Origin of the sequence: Flavobacterium selenitireducens (genome assembly GCF_014748335.1) — a bacterium.
Taxonomy (GTDB): Bacteria; Bacteroidota; Bacteroidia; order Flavobacteriales; family Flavobacteriaceae; genus Flavobacterium; species Flavobacterium selenitireducens.
The window spans coordinates 217,347-235,480 of the sequence record NZ_JAAVIY010000003.1; the positions used below are offsets into that span (position 1 = coordinate 217,347).

General features: G+C 49.3%; 15 protein-coding genes. 6 read left to right on the top strand and 9 right to left on the bottom strand.

The window, feature by feature from the left end; translation table 11 throughout:
* Window positions 1-81: 81 nt before the first annotated feature.
* Window positions 82-3,291: a reprolysin-like metallopeptidase gene (locus HC229_RS06895; protein ID WP_191019731.1), complete on the bottom strand. Its 3,210-nt coding sequence runs from the start codon at window positions 3,289-3,291 to the stop codon at window positions 82-84.
* A gap of 208 nt (window positions 3,292-3,499) precedes the next feature.
* Here HC229_RS06895 and HC229_RS06900 point away from each other — a divergent pair, with 208 nt between their 5' ends.
* Genes HC229_RS06900 through HC229_RS06910 form a run of 3 tightly spaced genes read left to right on the top strand, consistent with a single transcriptional unit; the run spans window position 3,500 to window position 6,221 of the window.
* Entirely contained in the window at window positions 3,500-4,612 is a 1,113-nt protein-coding gene (locus HC229_RS06900; RefSeq protein ID WP_191019732.1) for an NAD(P)/FAD-dependent oxidoreductase, read from the top strand.
* 5 nt (window positions 4,613-4,617) lie between these two features.
* The gene (gene mtgA / locus HC229_RS06905) at window positions 4,618-5,295 is read left to right on the top strand and encodes a monofunctional biosynthetic peptidoglycan transglycosylase (protein ID WP_191019733.1); all 678 of its coding nucleotides are present in this window, start codon (window positions 4,618-4,620) and stop codon (window positions 5,293-5,295) included.
* Complete coding sequence (locus HC229_RS06910; RefSeq protein ID WP_191019734.1) at window positions 5,295-6,221, top strand: lipid A deacylase LpxR family protein; 927 nt, start codon at window positions 5,295-5,297, stop codon at window positions 6,219-6,221. The genes mtgA and HC229_RS06910 overlap by 1 nt, the downstream gene beginning before the upstream one ends.
* On the opposite strand, the gene HC229_RS06915 is transcribed toward HC229_RS06910, so the two are convergent.
* Complete coding sequence (locus tag HC229_RS06915) at window positions 6,218-6,592, bottom strand: DoxX family membrane protein (RefSeq protein WP_191019735.1); 375 nt, start codon at window positions 6,590-6,592, stop codon at window positions 6,218-6,220. The two genes, HC229_RS06910 and HC229_RS06915, sit on opposite strands and share 4 nt — an antisense overlap.
* A gap of 181 nt (window positions 6,593-6,773) precedes the next feature.
* Here HC229_RS06915 and HC229_RS06920 point away from each other — a divergent pair, with 181 nt between their 5' ends.
* A complete protein-coding gene (locus HC229_RS06920) occupies window positions 6,774-7,574 on the top strand; it encodes a TIGR00266 family protein (RefSeq protein ID WP_191019736.1) in 801 nt (266 codons plus the stop codon).
* Window positions 7,575-7,625: 51 nt separating this feature from the next.
* On the opposite strand, the gene HC229_RS06925 is transcribed toward HC229_RS06920, so the two are convergent.
* From HC229_RS06925 to HC229_RS06955, 7 genes are all read right to left on the bottom strand, one after another.
* Entirely contained in the window at window positions 7,626-8,195 is a 570-nt protein-coding gene (locus HC229_RS06925) for a YajG family lipoprotein (protein WP_191019737.1), read from the bottom strand.
* A gap of 16 nt (window positions 8,196-8,211) precedes the next feature.
* Window positions 8,212-10,590, bottom strand: coding sequence for a TonB-dependent receptor (locus HC229_RS06930; protein ID WP_191019738.1), 2,379 nt, complete (start codon window positions 10,588-10,590; stop codon window positions 8,212-8,214).
* 53 nt (window positions 10,591-10,643) lie between these two features.
* Window positions 10,644-10,994, bottom strand: coding sequence for a hypothetical protein (locus HC229_RS06935; protein ID WP_191019739.1), 351 nt, complete (start codon window positions 10,992-10,994; stop codon window positions 10,644-10,646).
* A 77-nt stretch (window positions 10,995-11,071) separates the two neighbouring features.
* The gene (locus HC229_RS06940; protein ID WP_191019740.1) at window positions 11,072-12,061 is read right to left on the bottom strand and encodes an aspartate-semialdehyde dehydrogenase; all 990 of its coding nucleotides are present in this window, start codon (window positions 12,059-12,061) and stop codon (window positions 11,072-11,074) included.
* Window positions 12,062-12,501: 440 nt separating this feature from the next.
* Entirely contained in the window at window positions 12,502-12,885 is a 384-nt protein-coding gene (gene mscL / locus HC229_RS06945; protein ID WP_191019741.1) for a large conductance mechanosensitive channel protein MscL, read from the bottom strand.
* A 70-nt stretch (window positions 12,886-12,955) separates the two neighbouring features.
* The gene (locus HC229_RS06950; protein WP_191019742.1) at window positions 12,956-15,400 is read right to left on the bottom strand and encodes a bifunctional UDP-N-acetylmuramoyl-tripeptide:D-alanyl-D-alanine ligase/alanine racemase; all 2,445 of its coding nucleotides are present in this window, start codon (window positions 15,398-15,400) and stop codon (window positions 12,956-12,958) included.
* Window positions 15,397-16,032: a thymidine kinase gene (locus HC229_RS06955; protein WP_191019743.1), complete on the bottom strand. Its 636-nt coding sequence runs from the start codon at window positions 16,030-16,032 to the stop codon at window positions 15,397-15,399. Before HC229_RS06955 ends, HC229_RS06950 begins: the two co-directional genes overlap by 4 nt.
* Window positions 16,033-16,218: 186 nt before the next feature.
* On the opposite strand from HC229_RS06955, the gene HC229_RS06960 reads away from it, so the two are divergent.
* Entirely contained in the window at window positions 16,219-17,454 is a 1,236-nt protein-coding gene (locus tag HC229_RS06960; RefSeq protein WP_191019744.1) for a hypothetical protein, read from the top strand.
* Window positions 17,455-18,132 carry a 16S rRNA (cytidine(1402)-2'-O)-methyltransferase gene (gene rsmI / locus HC229_RS06965; RefSeq protein ID WP_191019745.1) on the top strand — a complete coding sequence of 226 codons (678 nt, stop codon included), beginning with the start codon at window positions 17,455-17,457 and terminating at the stop codon, window positions 18,130-18,132.
* The last annotated feature ends 2 nt before the right edge of the window (window positions 18,133-18,134 follow it).

The following is an 18,134-nucleotide window of genomic DNA, read 5'->3' on the forward strand; positions in this document are numbered from 1 at the left end:
TAAAATTGAAAATGTGCCTAAAAATAGTGAAAAAAGAAAAGCTGCCCTTGTGAGGCAGCCTGTCTGATTGCGTTAAATATTCTATTGCTTTACGAAGCGCTTTACCTGGGAGTCGATTTCCAGCAGATACGTTCCCGCTTTTATAGATTCGACGTTTATCGCACCGTTGTTGACTTTTCCAGTCAGGATCTGTTGGCCAAGAAGGTTCACGATGCGAAATGCCGCGTTTTCCTGAACGTCGCTCACGTTAAGTGTCTCTCCTTTTACCGGGTTCGGATATAGGCTGAAGCCGAGGGCCGGCGTTGCGGTTTCGTCCAGTCGTGCCGCTGAGGTCACATTAACCGTATAATCCTCGACTTGCCCGTAATTGAACGATCCGCAAGATGTAGGAACGGCATTATAACGCATCGAAACGCGCATTCTCGTCGATCCGATGGCGGCCGTCGCAGGAATTGTGATCGATCCGCTTACAGGTGTTGCGGTCGTAGCCGAACGCGTCCAGGCCGTTTCTCCTGCATCCGAAAAATCCCCGTCCTGGTTCCAATCGATAAATACCGCATAACCTTCGCTATACGTCGTTCCGGTCCAGGTTGGCGTGACCGAGATAGCATAAGAAGAGCCTCGCGTCACGTTTGTGGAAATTGATGTAAAATTGGTATATCCCGTTCCGCCGGATGACGGATTGTTGATCGTCCCGAATTGCACGCGACCGATCAACTCGTCGCTGACATCATTGCCCTGAGAAGCGCAATAGGAAACCGAGTTCGATAATGTCGTCACTGAAACGGTGTTGCTGTTCACGGAATTGTTTCCTGCGGCATCTTTCGCCCGGACAAAGAAACTGTAGGTCGTCGCTGGCGTAAGTCCCGTTGCCGCGTAAGAAGTCGTGGTCGTAGCAGCAAGGAAAACGCCGTTTCTATAAACATCGTAACCAGTAACGGCGACATTGTCGGTTGCGGCCGTCCACGATAAATTAGTAGCCGATTGGCTCGTGCCCGAAGCTGTGAGCGTTGTCGGTGCTGTCGGAGCAGTAGTGTCGGTTGTGTTGGCCGATGTGGTCACCGAAACGGTATTGCTGTTTACCGAAATGTTGCCGGCGGCATCTTTTGCCCTTACATAAAAACTGTACGTTGTCGCGGCTGTCAATCCTGTCGCGGCATACGAAGTCGTCGCCGAAGAACCGACGAGGCTTCCGTTTCGGTAAACGTCGTATCCGGTAACGCCGACATTATCGGTAGACGCCGTCCAGGTCAAATTGGTAGAGGTTTGTGTCGTGCCCGACGCTGCAAGATTCGTTGCAGCCGATGGCGCGGTCGTGTCAGAAGAGCCGCCCGTTATCGTAAAGTTCGCGTTCGACATATCAAAGAAAATATGATTGGTTCCCTTGACCATGATGCGGTTTTGCGTTCCGGGTGTATTCGGGATCGTGATGGTTTGGGAACCGTCGTTTGGTGTCGCGGCTAACAGCGTCGTATTGAAATTCGTACCGCCGTCTGTAGACAAAAGAATGTCGACATTGGAGCAGTTCACGCCGTTTGCGGTTGTTCCGGCTACGTTCCAGGTCACGGTTTGCGTCGACCCGCCAACGTAGGAAACGGCCGTGTTTGGAGCACTTACAGTGAAAGGGCCCGCGGTTCCGTTGACCGTTACTATCATATCGTCGCTATTGTTGGCAGCAAAAGCGCCTTGGTTGTCGCGCACCGTCAGCCTGAAATTCATCGTGCGCGCTACTGTCGGAACAGCTTCCCATGTCCAGGAAGTCGCGCCTGTTTTTACCGTTTCCAATCTGGGGAACATGCGTGATGTGCTCGTCGTCGGCGTAAACGATCGGAAAGCCGGGCCTCCGGTCTTCGTCGGGCTTGGCATGGAATTGCTCGTTGTGCGTTGATTCATTTGTTCCCAACAATAGGTGAGATTTCCACCGTTGGAATCCGATCCGGTTCCTTTCAGTATGAATGGCGTGCCTTTCGGAATCGTATAATCCGCTCCAGCGTTAGCCGTCGGAATCGCATTCCCAGTAACCGTGGTCGTCTGGCACGTCGTGGTTTTTACATAATTGGTGATTTGTTGGATGGAAACCGCATGAAAATACGCGTCTGAATGCGGCTGGACATCAGTAGAACCCGTAATCCCGGCATAACCCATGATCGTCGATCCTGAACCTGGCTCCACTTGGGCGATCGTGCCTTCGTTGCTGTGCGAAAACGTGTGATTGCCACCGAATTGATGCCCGATTTCGTGTGCGACGTAATCGATGTCGAAATTGTCTCCTGACGGAATTCCATCGGCCGGAGACGTATATCCCGAACCTTTTCCAAGCGGAACCGAAGACGTCGGATTCTTGCAGACACATCCGATGCACCCGGCATTTCCGCCTCCGCCCGAAGCGCCAAACAAGTGTCCGATGTCGTAATTCGCATTCCCGATGGTGTTCGTCAACGTCGTCTGCAACTGCTGGTTCCAGGCGCCGCCTGCTCCCGTGGAAGCATTAGCGTAAGGATCGGTGGTGGCGTTTGTATAAATGATGAGGTCGTTGTTTGCAATCAGGTTCATGTGCACGCCCATATCGGTTTCAAACACGGCATTGACGCGCGTCATCGTGTTGTTGATGGCGGCAAGCGCAAGTGCTTTCGTCCCTCCGAAGTAAGCGGTGTACTCTCCGGTAACCGACATTGCGAGGCGGTAATTCCTAAGGTTGCCATCGTCGGCGTTCGGACGGGCCAAGGCGGCGTCGGATTCACCGATTTCCTCAAACGATTGCTCGATAACGCGGCAATCCCATTGGTTCATCGAGGCTGTCTTATCGGATTTTTTGTAGACCGCATACACGCTCTGATCCGTCGTGTAAGGTTCGATGAACACAACCGATTTGTCTGCCTGGATTACCATCGACTGTAATCCTAAAGGAGAAATGCTGAAATAAACCGTCGCCAGCGGATCGGTTACGCCTTTTCCCGTATACGATTTGATTTCCGGATAGCGTGAGGCGAGTTCCGGGTCCATGTTCGAGAACTCGGTGATGCGGAACTGGTCCGATCCTCCGTCCGCATTCGGCAACGCGATCACGAGATTCGATTCTTTGACTTTGAACCGCTGGGGCGCCATAGATAGTTTTTGTCTAAGGTCCTCGACGTCGACAGCGATCAGTCTTGGGCTGTGAAGCGTGGTTTTGTTGGCGAGAACCTGTGAGTCAGGACTTTTAACGGCCGGACGCCAAACCTGTTTGCCCTGCTGGGCCCATGAAAGTCCGGCGATTGCAAGGAAGGCGATGGTGAGTAATTTGTTTTTCATAAATCATAATTTGGGTTAATAGTGAATTAGTTACATCAAATATATAGGGTTTGATAATTCGATGATTCAGTATTATAACAAATTATTTAACAAATCGACAAGATGTAAGCTGTGTAAGTGTTCAATCGATAAAAATGTCGGAAAAAACTTGAAATATCGTCAGTTGTTTTGTGTCAGTTCAAAACAGTATTTTTATAAAAAAATTCAAATGGAACTCAGTTTCTGGGAACTAAAAAACTGGTTTTCCAATGTCGATTTTACGATCGTCGGAAGCGGAATAGTCGGGTTGCACACGGCGTTGCGCCTACGCGAGAAATTTCCTCACGCCAAGATCCTGATTCTCGAAAAAGGTGCTTTGCCACAAGGAGCGAGCACGAAAAATGCGGGTTTTGCCTGTTTCGGAAGCCTTTCGGAAATCATAGACGATCTTTCGGCACATTCCGAGGAAGAAGTCATCCAGTTGGTACGCAAACGATGGAACGGTTTGCAGTTGATGCGGCAGCGCCTTGGTGATTCGGTGATTGATTTCAGGCCGTTCGGCGGCTACGAATTGTTTTTAGAACAAGACGCGTTGCTTTACCAGGATTGTCTCCAAAAAATGCCGTTCATAAACGATTTGCTGCGGCCGTTTTTCAAATCAGATGTATTTGCCAGACAAACTGACCGCTTCGGCTTCGGAAAAATTTTCGGGGACGTCGTTTTCAACCCTTTCGAGGCGCAAATCGACACGGGAAATATGATGCAGGCGCTCTTGAAGCAAGCCATCGCAAACGACATCCTGGTGTTGAATCGCATGACGGTCGTGGGATTCTCGGACAACGCAAAAGACGTTACGGTTGCGCTACAGGACTTTTCGTTTACGACCAACAAATTACTGTTCGCCACAAACGGATTCTCCGCACAACTTACCCAAAATGCTGTAAAGCCGGCGCGCGCCCAGGTTTTGGTTACCAAGCCGATTCCCAACCTCGACATAAAAGGCACGTTCCATTTTGACCGCGGGTATTATTACTTCCGTAACATTGGCGACCGGATATTGCTCGGAGGCGGACGCAACCTCGATTTTGAAGCAGAAAATACGACGCGGTTCGGCAACACCGAAATCGTACAAAATCGTTTGGAGCAATTGCTAAAAGAGGTAATTTTACCAAATACGCCATTTGAAGTAGAGCACCGGTGGAGCGGCATAATGGGAATCGGGGCGAGCAAGCGTCCGATTGTCGAAGCGCTTTCCCAAAATGTGTTCTGCGGTGTGCGGCTTGGCGGAATGGGCGTGGCCATCGGTAGCCTCGTAGGCCAGGAACTTGCCGATTTATTGTAAAAAGTATGTTCAGAAAGATTTTCAACTTCATAAAAAAGGCGGCACTATGGTTTTTTGCCGTTTCTATTTTCCTCGTGATCGTGTTCCGGTTCGTCCCGGTTCCGTTTACGCCATTGATGGGCTTCCGATTTATCGAGAATACGTTTGATGACAAGACGGTCTATTTCGATCACGACTGGGTGCCGCTCGACAGGATTTCTCCCAATCTCCAAAAAGCCGTGATCGCGAGTGAAGACGCGACGTTCATCGACCATTACGGCTTCGATCTGAACGCCATCGAAAAAGCGATGAAGGCCAACAAAAAAGGCAAAAAACTCCGCGGCGGGAGTACGATAAGCCAACAGACCGCAAAAAACGTCTTTTTGTGGCAAGGCCGAAGCTGGATCCGCAAAGGTCTCGAAGCCTACTTCACCGTGCTGATCGAGATTTTTTGGACAAAGGAACGCATCATGGAAGTTTATCTCAACAGCATAGAAATGGGCAATGGTGTTTACGGAGCCCAAGCGGCTTCGAGACACTGGTACAGCAAGGACGCCAACCAACTCACCAAGCGGGAAGCGGCCGGAATAGCTGCAATCTTGCCGAATCCGAGAAAATATGAGGCGAGTTATTCCTCGGCTTACATCAACAAACGCAAATCGCGGATCGTCTCCGGGATGAGGCGTGTCAAACTGGAGTATTGATGCGGCTTTTTTCGGTACTCTTATTCGTATCCTTTTCCACTTTTGCGCAAAGCAAGCAATTCGGGCTGCTCTTGGAAAACGACCTGTACACGTCGTCGGTAAACGACAAATATTACACGAACGGCATCGAGCTTTTCTACCGCTACCTTTCGAAAGACACTACGGCGGGTACAATTAAGAAAATCTACGAGTTTCGCGCCGGCCAGCACATTTACAATCCTCAAACCGTCAAAGCGGAAGATCCGGGCGTTCACGACAGGCCATTTGCCGGATATTTATTCGGACAGGCGCAAAAAGGGTGGTTTTACCGAAATGAATCGGTTTTTAAATTGTCGCTTCAGGGCGGTGTGATCGGGCCGTCGTCGCTTGCCGAGGAATTCCAGCGCGGCATCCATAACGTGTTCGGATATAAACCTGTTAGAGGATGGGACTATCAGGTGCACGACTTGATTGCGATGCAACTCCATGGGTTTTATTCGCATCCGATAGCAAAATCGAACCAGGTCGACCTGCATGTCAAGGCCAACGCATTTGCAGGAACCGCCTTTACGGGCGCCAATCTTTCGTTGCTTTCGCGGATAAGCCTTAAGCCATTACTGCCTATTTTCGACTCGGCACTTTACGGCGCATCGGTCAGTGCCGATCCGAAAGCGTACGAACAGCAAAGCGAATTCTTCTTTTACATAGCGCCGGGAATCGGCTACCAAGTATATGACGCGACGATCCAGGGCAGTATGTTCAACGAAGACAGTCCGATCACTTGGGATCTGGCGCCCGTTCGTTTCATAGGTGAAGCCGGATTCCGTTTCCGCAAGAACCGTTGGGATTTAGCTTATGTGTTTATGTATCGCGGCAAGGAAGTCGACAATTGGGTCAATGAAGGCTTTTTCTTCGGATCGATCCAGGCGGCCTGGCTGATCGATTAAGCGAAAAGCGGTCGGTACAACCTCCAATGCTTGTAAACCAAGATGCCGTTGAAAACTACGACGAGCAAGGCGATCGCGACGCCCGGAATTGCCAGGAACAAATGGAAAAGCAGGATGTTGATCGAAATCGGGGCAAGCAGGATAATGGCGAACGGCACCCATCGTTTGACGAGCAACATCAATCCGATAAGCACTTCGAGTATTCCCACCACCGGAAATATGTAGCCCGTAGCGCCGAGCGAGCTCATGAAATCCCCTGCGGCTCCGGACGGCGCATCCATCGGCAGGAAGTGAAGAAATTTGTTGCTTCCGAAAACAACCAAAAGTATCCCAAGCGCAATCCTGACAATCATCGTAAATTTTGAATTCATAAAAAGCGATTTTATTGATTACAGATATGGTAAAAATATAATTAAAATGTTATCATACAGTCAGTTCAATGCAAAATATTTTAAACATAAGTTGGTTGAATCTGCTTATCTTTTTTGTTATCCGTAAAACAAATAATTGACGGCTAATCGTTAATTTGCGGTACAATAAAACGTAAAACGAATGACAGCACACGAAATTGATTACGAGATTTTTGGAGAGGAAATGCAATATGTGGAAATCGAGCTCGATCCGCAGGAAGTCGTCATAGCCGAGGCCGGCAGCTTCATGATGATGGAAAACGGCATTCAGATGCAAACGATCTTCGGCGACGGAAGCCAGCAACAATCTGGTTTTATGGGTAAATTGCTTTCGGCGGGCAAACGAATGTTGACGGGCGAAAGCTTGTTCATGACAGCCTACCAGAATCAAAATATGATGAAGAGCAAAGTGAGTTTCGCCTCGCCTTACCCGGGAAAGATCATCGCGATCGACCTCAGGGGCTACAACGGCAAGTTCATCTGCCAAAAGGATGCGTTCCTGTGTGCGGCCAAAGGCGTGGCGGTCGGAATTGAATTTTCACGCAAATTGGGTCGCGGACTTTTCGGAGGAGAAGGCTTTATCATGCAAAAGCTCGAAGGAGACGGCATGGCGTTCGTCCACGCCGGCGGGACTTTGGCAAAAAAGGAATTGGCGTCAGGCGAAGTTTTGAAAGTCGACACGGGTTGCATCGTCGGATTTTCCCAAACGGTAGATTACGACATCGAGTTCATCGGCGGGATAAAAAATTCCATTTTTGGAGGGGAAGGCCTGTTTTTCGCGACTTTGAGAGGGCCGGGAACGGTGTTTGTCCAGTCGCTTCCGTTCAGTCGCCTTGCGGATAGGATCATAGCGTCGGCACCAAAATCAGGCGGAAGCGGCCGGGAAGAAGGCAGCCTTCTCGGCGGACTCGGAAACCTGCTCGACGGAGACAATAAATTCTAAAAAAAAAGCGCCTTCAATCGAGGCGCTTTTCGTTTTTGACAGAAATCGGAATTACTCGACTACGACAGGAAATGTAACCTGTACGTCCGTTTCTCCGCCCGCGTTCGCGATGTCGCCATTCGAGACACCTTGAGCGGTTTTATTAGGCTCGTGACGCAAAATAACGGTCAGGTTTCCATTCGCGGCATTTGTTGTCGTGAACGTGAAATTCACGCCGATCGGATTGTTGTTGGAATCGAAAGGCGCACTGTAAGCCGCAGTCCCGATACCGTTCGAGCCACTGAAGAAAAATTGGTGATCGAGAGCTTCTTCGATGACTTCGGGCGTAATGTTTTCGATCGGATTTGCGATTTCGTTGAGCAGGGTGACCGTTCCGTTATAGACGGTGTTCGTCGTCAGGTTGTCCGAAACCGTGATTACCGGAGCAGTCGGACCGTCTCCGTCGAGGTCGCGGGACGTAAGGGTAACAGACGTTCCTCCGGCTTGGGGCGTCAACTGCACCGTCACGGTCGTGATCACTTCTTCCTCGTTTACGGGACCGCCGTTGTTGTTGTCATCTGAACTGCATGAAGCCAAAAGCATGGCAATCATTCCTAGTGGTAAAAATCTCAATTTTTTCATTGTGTAATGTTTTGGGTTAAAAATTAAATTTAAGTTGAAGGGTAAAATTCCTTCCGATATCGTCCGCATAAAAACGCATGCGGTTCAGGTAATCGCGGTAAGCGGTGTCCAATAAATTGTGGATACCGAAGGCCAAAGTCGTCTTTACGCCGGGAATCGAATCAAGCGTGATTTGACACGAAAAATGCAACAGGTTGTACGCTTTTGGCGGACGGCTGATGCGAACCAGCGTGTTCACAGGATTTCCGTCTACGATCACATCGGCATAAAAATCGTTGTCCGGATAACGGTTCTGGAAAAATGCCCATTCGCTGCGCAATCCGACTTCGAACCCGTACCATTCTTTCTTGAGAAACGAAACGCCGTTGTTCCAGTTGGCCGGCGGCATGTCGATCAGCGGTCGGCCCGATTCCATATCCTTTCCATGCACATAGGCGAAAGTAGCGTGGTAGTTGAAATTCTTATGGAAATCCCAATCAACCGTGACGTCGACTCCCGTCAACCTAGCGTCGGTTTGCCGATATTCCCAAACCGGGAACGCTCCTCTCGTTGTGTATTCGAGGCCCTTCGGCTGTAAAAACATAAAATCGCGGATGGAATTTGCATACGGATTCACTTCAACGGCAAGTTTACCGGATGCGTACGAAAATGTCGTCGCAACCTTTACCGCCGTTTCCTGCTTCAAACGCAAATCGCCAAGCTCAATTTGTCCCGTTGCGTGATGCAAACCGTCGCTGAACAATTCCGCCGGATTCGGGTTGCGGCGCGCCAAACTTGCATTTACATACCAGTTCAGGTGTTCCGCGATTTGGAATTTGGAACCCACGCTGGCCGAGACGTTGTGATACGTAAAAACCGGATTCGTCTTCCACTGCGTGCCAAAATCGCCCGTGATGAAATGAGCGAAGCTTTCGTCATATCCGCGCTCTTCCCATCTTGACTTGAGGTAAAATTTCGTGGCGTCGACACGGCTGTAATCATAGCGCAAACCTGCCTCAAGACGCCATGTTGCCGAAACGTCGTAGGCCGACGTAGCGTAGGCGCCCAAATCGATCTTGTCGTAATCGGGAATCAACGGACGCACGCCGGTTGCAATGCTCGCGATGTTGTTTTGGTACGACGCGCCGATTCCGGTCTTGAACCTGAAATCTTTTGTTTTGTCGGACGTAAAATCCGCAAGTAACGCATGCGTCGCCAAATCGAGGTCAAGCGCCGCACGGTCGCGGTTGTCGCCTCGCCTGACATCGTATTCCAAACGGTTGTTGAACTGATAGGAATACTGCACGTCGAACCTTCCCGAATGCCAGTCCCGATAATAGTTGAGCTTGGCCAGATGATGTTGGACGGCCTGCTTAGGCGATGCGATATTGTGGGTATAATCGTCGATGATCGCGGGTTGGCCGTTGTTGATGGCGTTGACAAGATCTGTTATGTTCCCGATGTGGGACGCGCGCAAAATCCCGATCTCTGCATTGTAATAACTGTAAAATGCATCAAAACCGGAATGCTCGCCCTTATGCCCGAATCCGACGGAAAAATTCTTCTCGCGAATGCCCGTATTGGACAAGACATAATCTGGAGTTTCAAGGTCGCCCATATATTTGAACGTGCCCTGGAGTTTCCAGTTCCAACCGTTTTTATAGCCTTTGAATACAGACGAAGAAGCGCTGCCGCCCTGGCCATTCGTGGCCCCGTTGAGTATAGCGCGCCCGTAAATCGTATCCTTTACCGGTATTTTGGGAGGATCGACCACGATTACGCCGCCAATTGCGTCTCCTCCGAATTGCAAACCGGCCGCGCCCTTAACCACCGCTACCGATCCGGCCGCGTTGACATCGAGGTTTGGGGCATGTTCCAATCCCCATTGCTGGTCTTCGAGGCGAACATTGTTGTTGATCACCAGGACGCGGTTACTGTGCAGCCCGTTGATGACCGGCTTTACGATCGCATTTCCCGTTTTCAACGAAGAGACGCCGCTGATTTCCTTTACGAGGTCGCCAAGAGAAGCATTGCTGTATTTCTCGATCGCGTTGACCTTGAGCGTTTGGCGCGGTTGGGTCGTGAGGCTTGTTGCGTTTCCGGACACGACTACTTCCTGCAACGACGCCACGTCGGTCTCCAGGAGGAAGTCTACCGTTTGGTCGGACGTTACGGAAATCGTTCGTTGCGATGTTTTGTATCCGATGAAGGATGCCGAAATTACGTGTTTGCCTCCCGGTAGCTGCAGTGAAAACGAGCCGTCTTTGCCTGAATTTACGTAGACGTTTGCTGCATGGATGTGGCATCCGACAAGGATTTCGCCTTTGTCCGAGGTGACTTTTCCGGAAACGGTAAACTGTGCGAACGCACTTTTGCTTCCAAAAAAAAGGAAGGCAAGCGCTAAAAAAATACGCATGGGAATGAGTTTGAATGTGAATTGGATCCGATAAAAACCGGAGTTATGTCAAATCAACATTCAACAGGCGGGCCGCGATGGGCAAAAAGACTTCCGACGAAATAAGAAGTGATCTCCCTTGATCGGATATAAGAATATTCCTGATGGATTTCGGGAGTTTCGATACGGATGCGCGTTATTTCGGTTCCGATGAATCCGCTGAAATTAAAGTGGCACACGAAACAATTGTCGTCTTTGTGGTGTTGATGCGACAGTTCGTGCTTGGAATCGGTTTTTTCGTGATGGCATTTTGGCGCCTGAAGCTCCTCGACGATGTGCTCAACCGAATGCACAGACTGAAACACGACCGAAAAAAGCACGGCCGCGGTTGCGATCAGGTTGAATATGGCGAATTTTGACTTCAAGGCGGTAAAGTTAGCCACGGACGGCGTGAATAAACCCTAATATTTTGTGAAAATTAGTAGCGTCCGCGGCCTAAATGTTACACGAGACGGTTTGCAACCAGATATTCAGCGATTTGGACGGCGTTCGTCGCGGCGCCTTTCCTAAGGTTGTCGGCCACTATCCACATGTTCAAACTGTTTGGCTGGCTTTCGTCACGTCGGATCCTTCCCACAAAAACTTCGTCTTTCTGATGCGCGAACAACGGCATCGGATATTCGAACGCGTCAATGTTGTCCTGGACGATGATTCCCGGCGTTTCGGAAAGGATTTTTCGCACGTCCGACACTTCGAAATCATTGGCGAATTCAACGTTCACAGACTCGCTATGTCCGCCCATTACGGGTAGGCGCACAGCAGTCGCGGTCACATGGATCGAATCGTCCGAAAGTATTTTCTTGGTTTCCCGGGTCATTTTCATTTCTTCTTTCGTGTAGCCGTTGTCTTCGAATACGTCGATCTGCGGAATGATATTTTGGTGAATTTGGTATTTGTAAGCTTTTTCGCCATCGACTCCTGCATATTCGTCCTGGAGTTGCTTTACGGCTTTCACGCCCGTTCCCGTAACCGATTGGTAAGTGGAAACGACGACGCGTTTAATCGTATATTTTTTGTGGAGCGGCGCCAAAGCCAGGACCATTTGTATCGTGGAGCAATTTGGGTTGGCGATGATTTTGTCGTCTTTTGAAAGTTCGGAAGCGTTGATTTCAGGAACCACTAATTTTTTCGTCGGATCCATTCTCCAGGCCGACGAATTGTCGATCACCGTTGTTCCCGCAGCTGCAAAAACCGGCGCCCATTCCTTGGACGTGTCGCCTCCGGCAGAGAAAATTGCGATTTCAGGTTTCATGTCGACCGCCGTCTGCATGCCCACGACCTTGAATTTTGACCCTTTGTACTCGATTTCCTTTCCGATCGATTTCTCCGAGGCAACAGGAATCAGTTCCGTGATCGGGAAATTTCTCTGTGCAAGAACTTGTAGCATGACTTCGCCTACCATTCCGGTAGCGCCAACGACGGCAACTTTCATAATGTTGTGAGTTTTGTTGGTGCAAAAGTAATGAAACTTAGCAAGTCCGAATTTCGCTCCAATGATTTTTTATCAGGGCGTTCCGGCGGTTCCAAAAGTGCAGCAAAAAGACAAATTGCCGTTGACCGCCGTCAGGCTGTCGGCAGTCGCTTTTTGCCGCGAAAATTCGTTGTATGAACAATATCGGGTCGGCAAAAGAGCTCCGACAATGCCGCCATCCTTAACGCAGGTTCCGGTTTTGGCGGGTGTCGGTTTCGAAACCAGGGCTCGCGCGCAAGACCTAACAAATCTCCAAGATTTGTTAGGTCTGGTAAAAATGCGGCTTCCGCCGACAAATCGCATACAGTTTTCACGTACATTTTGTTAAAGTTTCGTCCAAAAAAAGACCACGCCTTTCGAGCGTGGTTTAGTGAATATGTAATGTAGCGTACGGTGTCTGATTAAGGACGATTTCTCAGCGCGTCCCGGATTTCCATCAGCAGTTTTTCTTCATTGCTCGGTGCTGGTGGCGCGGCCGGTGCGGCAGCTTCTTTTTTGCGCGTTGCATTGATTCCTTTGACGATAAGGAAGAGCACGAACGCGACGATCGTAAACGTAATCACCGCCGAGATGAACTTGCCCAGCAACATTCCACCGGGTGCCCAATCTTCAATTTTTGAAACGCCCGCGGCTTCGAGGCTCGGTTTCAAAATAACGGGTGTAATGATGTCCTCTACCAAAGAGGTCACGATTTTTCCAAAAGCGGCGCCAATGATTACCCCAATCGCCAGGTCCATTACATTGCCTTTAAGGGCAAAATCCTTAAATTCCGAAAAGAATCCCATATGTTTTGATTTTAGATTAGTCCTACTAAAGTAATCAGAATAAACTTAAGTTTTAACAAAAAATACTAGTTTATTCCCTGTAAAATACCCGCTTTACCCGTTGGGAAATGCTTGTGAGTATTTCATATGGAATAGTTTCCAGTTTTTGGGCCATGTAAATGACCGTCGGATTTTCACCGAATATCACAACCGGGTCGCCCTCCTTGCACGTAATTCCCGTCACGTCCACCATTAGCATGTCCATACAGACGCTTCCCGTGATCGGCGCCTTCTTTCCATTGATGTTCACATATCCGGCGCCTCTTCCCCAATGACGTGAAATCCCGTCGGCATAACCGATTGGAATCGTCGCGATCCGGGTTTCGTGTTCAGCTATGAAACGACGGCCATAACCTACGCTGTCGCCTGTCGGGATGGTGCGTATCTGAGAAATGATCGATTTTAAAGTGCCGACGTTTTCGAGATATTTCTGTTCCGATGCATCGTTTGAAATGCCGTAAAGCCCGATTCCCAAACGCACCATGTCGAATTGCGCCTCTCCATAATTGCTGATTCCGGAGGTGTTCAGGATATGGCGTATCGGATCGATTTCGAGTTGGTCCATCATCAAAGACGACATTTTCTCAAACAATGCGATTTGCGATAGCGCGAATTCGTGATGCCGTAAGTCGTCGCTCGTGGCCATATGCGACAAAATGCTTTTGACCTTTACCGATTTGTGATGCCTGAGTATCGCAATCAACTCGGCCAATTGCGGTTCCTGGAAACCCAAACGGTGCATGCCCGTGTCGAGTTTGATATGGATCGGATAGTGCTCCAGTTTTTTGTCGTTCGCAATTTTGAGAAAAGCATCAAGACCTTTTAAACTGTAAATTTCGGGCTCGAGCCCGTGTTGGATGATAGAGGCAAAACTTGTCGATTCGGGATTCATCACCATTATCGGAAGTGAGATGCCCTGGGTTTTGAGCGCGATGCCCTCATCGGCGAAAGCCACACCGAGATAATCGACCTTGTGATGCTCGAGCAGACGCGCGATCTCGATACCGCCGTTTCCATATCCGAACGCTTTGACCATCACCATCATTTTGGTTCCGGGATCTAATTTCGATCGGAAAAAATTAAGATTGTGCGAAATCGCGTTGAGGTTGATTTCGAGAACGGTTTCGTGTGTTTTTTCTTCCAATAAGGCAACCACTTTCTCAAACCGGAACTGTCGCGCGCCTTTGACGAGGATCGTCTCATTTCCGAAATTCAACGTGTCGAACGCGGCCAGGAATTCATTTGTGGTATCGAACGTGATGCAGTTAACGAACTTGTTTTTGAATGCCGAAATGGTTTCCCCGATTCCGATCACGCGGTTGATCTTATTGGAAATCACGAGTTGTGAAACCCGCGAATACAGTTCTTCGTTGGTCAATCCGGATTGGAAAATGTCCGATAAGATCAGTGTTTTTTTCTTGTGCTGCTTTTGGGTCTCGAGAAAGTCCAAGGCAATTTTCAGCGACTGGAAATCGGAACTGTAACTGTCGTCGATCACGGTCGAATTGTAGATTCCGTTTTTGACTTTAAGCCGCATTTCTACAGGAAAAAGCATCGAAATACGACTCTTGATCACATCGTTTTCGTATCCCAGATGCAGCAAAACCATGAGGCAATGCACCGCGTTTTCTACCGATGCGTCGTCGCGGAACGGAATCACGACCTCGAAGGCGCGCTCGTTCCAGGTCACGAGAATGGAAGTGTGTTCGCCCGAAATTCTTCTCTCGAGGTAAACATCGGCGGTTTCATCTTTGAAACTCCACGAAAATCGTTTCGTAACGGACGGAATGAACGCTTCGATCGTCTTGTTTAGATTGTAAATCAGCAAATCCGAATGCTTGAACAGCTTGAGTTTTTCCTTGATTTTTTGGGCGATGTTCGAGAAACCTTCGTCGTGGGCCGACCCGATGTTCGTCAGGATTCCGATCGTAGGCGCAATGATGGGCTCGAGTTTTTCCATTTCGGAAACCGTGGAAATTCCCGCCTCGAATATGCCGATATTGTGTTTTTCGTTTATCGAAATGACCGAAAGCGGTACGCCTACCTGGGAATTGTAACTTTTCGGGCTCCTGATGATGTTGAAGTCGGGGCCGAGCAAAAAGTTAAGCCATTCTTTGATGATGGTCTTGCCATTGCTTCCCGTGATTCCGATGACCGGAAATTTGAAATGGTTGCGATACCAGGTCGCGAATTGCTGCAAAGCTGCGAGCGTGTTGGGTACGACGAGAAAATTGGCCTGGTTCTTAACGTCGTCCGGAATGTAGGAAACTACGAAATTCACGACTCCGATGTCGATGAGTTCGCCTATGTAATTGTGGGCGTCGTTGTTTGGGCCGGAAAGCGCGAAAAACAAAGTCTCCGAGCCGTTTTGCAGCGACCTGCTGTCAATGGAAATGTGGGAAATGTCGGCAGCGTCGAATTCCCCGACCCATTTGGCGCCAATGACGGGAATGATATTTTTTAAAGTCACGATCAACGGTTGGGTTCTTTTCGATGCGGATCCTCAGGTGAAGTGTCCGGATGTTCGTTGTTCTTCCACATGGCCGAAAAAAAAGCCGCTCGGCTCAACGGTTCGTATTCTTCGGTTTCCCCTAGCAAGACCAGGCGCTCGGAATCTGATTTACGGAACGAATAATTGGCGAGGTTTCCGGTTCTCGTACAAACGGCGTGCACTTTCGTCACGTATTCGGCAGTCGCCATCAAAGCCGGCATCGGCCCAAATGGATTGCCTTTGAAATCCATGTCGAGCCCGGCAACGATAACCCGGATTCCCTGGTTGGCCAAATCGTTGCAAACGCGCACGATCTCATCGTCGAAAAACTGGGCCTCGTCTATTCCGACAACATCGCAACCCATGGCCAAAATCGCAATATTGGCCGCAGCGGGAACCGGCGTCGACCTGATTTCATTAGAGTCGTGGGAAACAACCATTTCTTCGTGGTAACGTGTGTCGATGGCCGGCTTGAAAATCTCGACTTTTTGTTTGGCGAACTGGGCGCGTCTCAAACGTCGGATCAATTCTTCGGTCTTGCCCGAAAACATCGAACCGCAAATGACTTCTATCCAGCCGAATTGTTCTTTGTGGTTAACTGTATTTTCGAGAAACATTTCGTAATTTTCGCAGTGTAAATGAAACGGTTTTCTTTAATTTGCGGGAGCGGAAACCGTCGTGAAATTGTCTGTTTAACGCATTAGGCGTCGTTTTCAAAAGTAGAAAAATTTTGCGTAGGAATGCTTGCGCGCCCAAAAAATCCAAGTTAAGATTACGTCTTACCACATCATAATCTCCCAGTCATGAAAAAAAAGCTCGAAGCCGAACTTATCAGCCTTGCACACCGAATTTTACAGCTCAAGAATAAACAAGACATCGCGGTTTTGCAGGAAGAGGCGCGAAAATTATACGAGAAATTGTCTGTGTTGCGCTTCGTGGACGAGAATTTTGCCGAAGCCAGGCCTACGATCGGTCAGGCCGAAGTCGAGGAGAAGCTCGAGCAGTCTTTCGATTATGACAAAAAGGTGGTGATTGGGGAAATTCCGTCAGAAGAGGAACTCGAAGAGGAACCGGGTGCGGAAAAAGTGTCCGAACTCGTCGGGAATCTGGCGGCTTCAAAATCAGTATCAGACGAGCCGTTCGAATCAGAAAAAAATCCGGACGAAAACGCAGATGAAAAAGCCGGCAATGCGTCCGAAATGGAAGCAGAAGTACCGTCAGGTGAAGAATTAGAAGTGGCTCCGGAGGCGGAAACCAGTGAAGCATCTCACGAAAGAACATCGGATGAAACACCACAAGCCGGATCTGAAGAATCTGACGAAACAGTAGAATCGCCAACACTTGAAGAAGGCAAGGAATTCGTCCAGCCTGAAGTTTCGGAAGAAATCAAATTTGCCGAAGAAGCCAACCGCGCCAGTGAAATGTTTTGGGACAAAAGCGAAAGTGGGTCACAAACCGTCGCAGCCGAAGATATCAATACGGAAGTTCCGGCCAATTCCAGCCAGGACGATGTGTTCCTGCCGAAATTCGAATTGAGTTTCGACGACAAGTCTGACGAAAAGCCGAGTGAAGATACACCGGCTCCGACTTTCACGTTCGACGACCTGCTCGGAAAAGATTATGCCGATCCTGTATTCGTGAAGCCGGAAGAGCTTGAAAAATCGATAGAGACGCAAAAATTGTTGGATGCCCAGGATCCGGCATCGGATGCAAACAGCGAGGTTATTCCCATCACGCGCTCGTTCGACAAATCCAACGTCATTCCGCTGAACAAAGACGAAAGAGGCGTGACGCTTAACGACAAGCTTTCAAAAGGGATTACGATTGGGCTCAACGACCGCATCGCGTTCATGAAACAATTGTTCAACAATTCCAGCGAAGATTACAACCGCGTGCTTTCGCAACTGATCACATTCGACAATTACACCGACGCCAAGGATTTCATCGACACAATGGTCAAGCCGGATTACGACAATTGGGCCGGGAAAGAGGAATACGAGCAACGTTTCCTGGAAATCGTCGAAAAGCGCTTTCAATAAATGGGCAAGTTATTTCTTGTCCCGACGCCCATCGGCAATCTCGAGGACATGACCTTTCGCGCGATCCGGGTGCTCAAGGAAGCCGATCTGATCCTGGCCGAAGACACGCGCAATTCAGGGAAACTTTTAAAGCATTTTGACATCGGGACGCATATGATTTCGCATCACATGCACAACGAACACAAAACCGTCGAGCAACTCGTCGCGCGCATGAAATCAGGGGAAACTTTCGCGCTGATTTCAGATGCGGGAACGCCTGCCATTTCAGATCCCGGATTTTTGCTCACACGCGCGTGCGTCGAAAATGGAGTCGAAGTGGAATGTCTGCCCGGAGCAACGGCTTTTGTGCCGGCTCTCGTAAATTCCGGTTTGCCGAACGACAAGTTTGTATTCGAAGGTTTTTTGCCGGAAAAGAAAGGCCGACAAACGCGATATTTGGCGTTGGCCGAAGAAACGCGTACGATGATTTTCTACGTGTCGCCTCACAAACTTCTCAAGACATTAGGCGAATTCGCGCAATATTTCGGGGAAGACCGACAAGTTTCCGTTTCTCGCGAACTTTCAAAATTGCATGAAGAAACCGCTCGTGGAACGGCGTCGGAAGTGTTGAAGCACTTTGAGAACGGCACCGTCAAAGGCGAAATCGTGGCGGTCGTAGCGGGAAAAACGGGTAAATAATG

Bases quoted from the DNA above. Each gene is read 5' to 3' on its own strand.
- HC229_RS06895 (WP_191019731.1), bottom strand. From the start codon at position 3,291: ATGAAAAACAAATTACTCACCATCGCCTTCCTTGCAATCGCCGGACTT.
- HC229_RS06900 (WP_191019732.1), top strand. From the start codon at position 3,500: ATGGAACTCAGTTTCTGGGAACTAAAAAACTGGTTTTCCAATGTCGAT.
- mtgA (WP_191019733.1), top strand. From the start codon at position 4,618: ATGTTCAGAAAGATTTTCAACTTCATAAAAAAGGCGGCACTATGGTTT.
- HC229_RS06910 (WP_191019734.1), top strand. From the start codon at position 5,295: ATGCGGCTTTTTTCGGTACTCTTATTCGTATCCTTTTCCACTTTTGCG.
- HC229_RS06915 (WP_191019735.1), bottom strand. From the start codon at position 6,592: ATGAATTCAAAATTTACGATGATTGTCAGGATTGCGCTTGGGATACTT.
- HC229_RS06920 (WP_191019736.1), top strand. From the start codon at position 6,774: ATGACAGCACACGAAATTGATTACGAGATTTTTGGAGAGGAAATGCAA.
- HC229_RS06925 (WP_191019737.1), bottom strand. From the start codon at position 8,195: ATGAAAAAATTGAGATTTTTACCACTAGGAATGATTGCCATGCTTTTG.
- HC229_RS06930 (WP_191019738.1), bottom strand. From the start codon at position 10,590: ATGCGTATTTTTTTAGCGCTTGCCTTCCTTTTTTTTGGAAGCAAAAGT.
- HC229_RS06940 (WP_191019740.1), bottom strand. From the start codon at position 12,061: ATGAAAGTTGCCGTCGTTGGCGCTACCGGAATGGTAGGCGAAGTCATG.
- mscL (WP_191019741.1), bottom strand. From the start codon at position 12,885: ATGGGATTCTTTTCGGAATTTAAGGATTTTGCCCTTAAAGGCAATGTA.
- HC229_RS06955 (WP_191019743.1), bottom strand. From the start codon at position 16,032: ATGTTTCTCGAAAATACAGTTAACCACAAAGAACAATTCGGCTGGATA.
- HC229_RS06960 (WP_191019744.1), top strand. From the start codon at position 16,219: ATGAAAAAAAAGCTCGAAGCCGAACTTATCAGCCTTGCACACCGAATT.
- rsmI (WP_191019745.1), top strand. From the start codon at position 17,455: ATGGGCAAGTTATTTCTTGTCCCGACGCCCATCGGCAATCTCGAGGAC.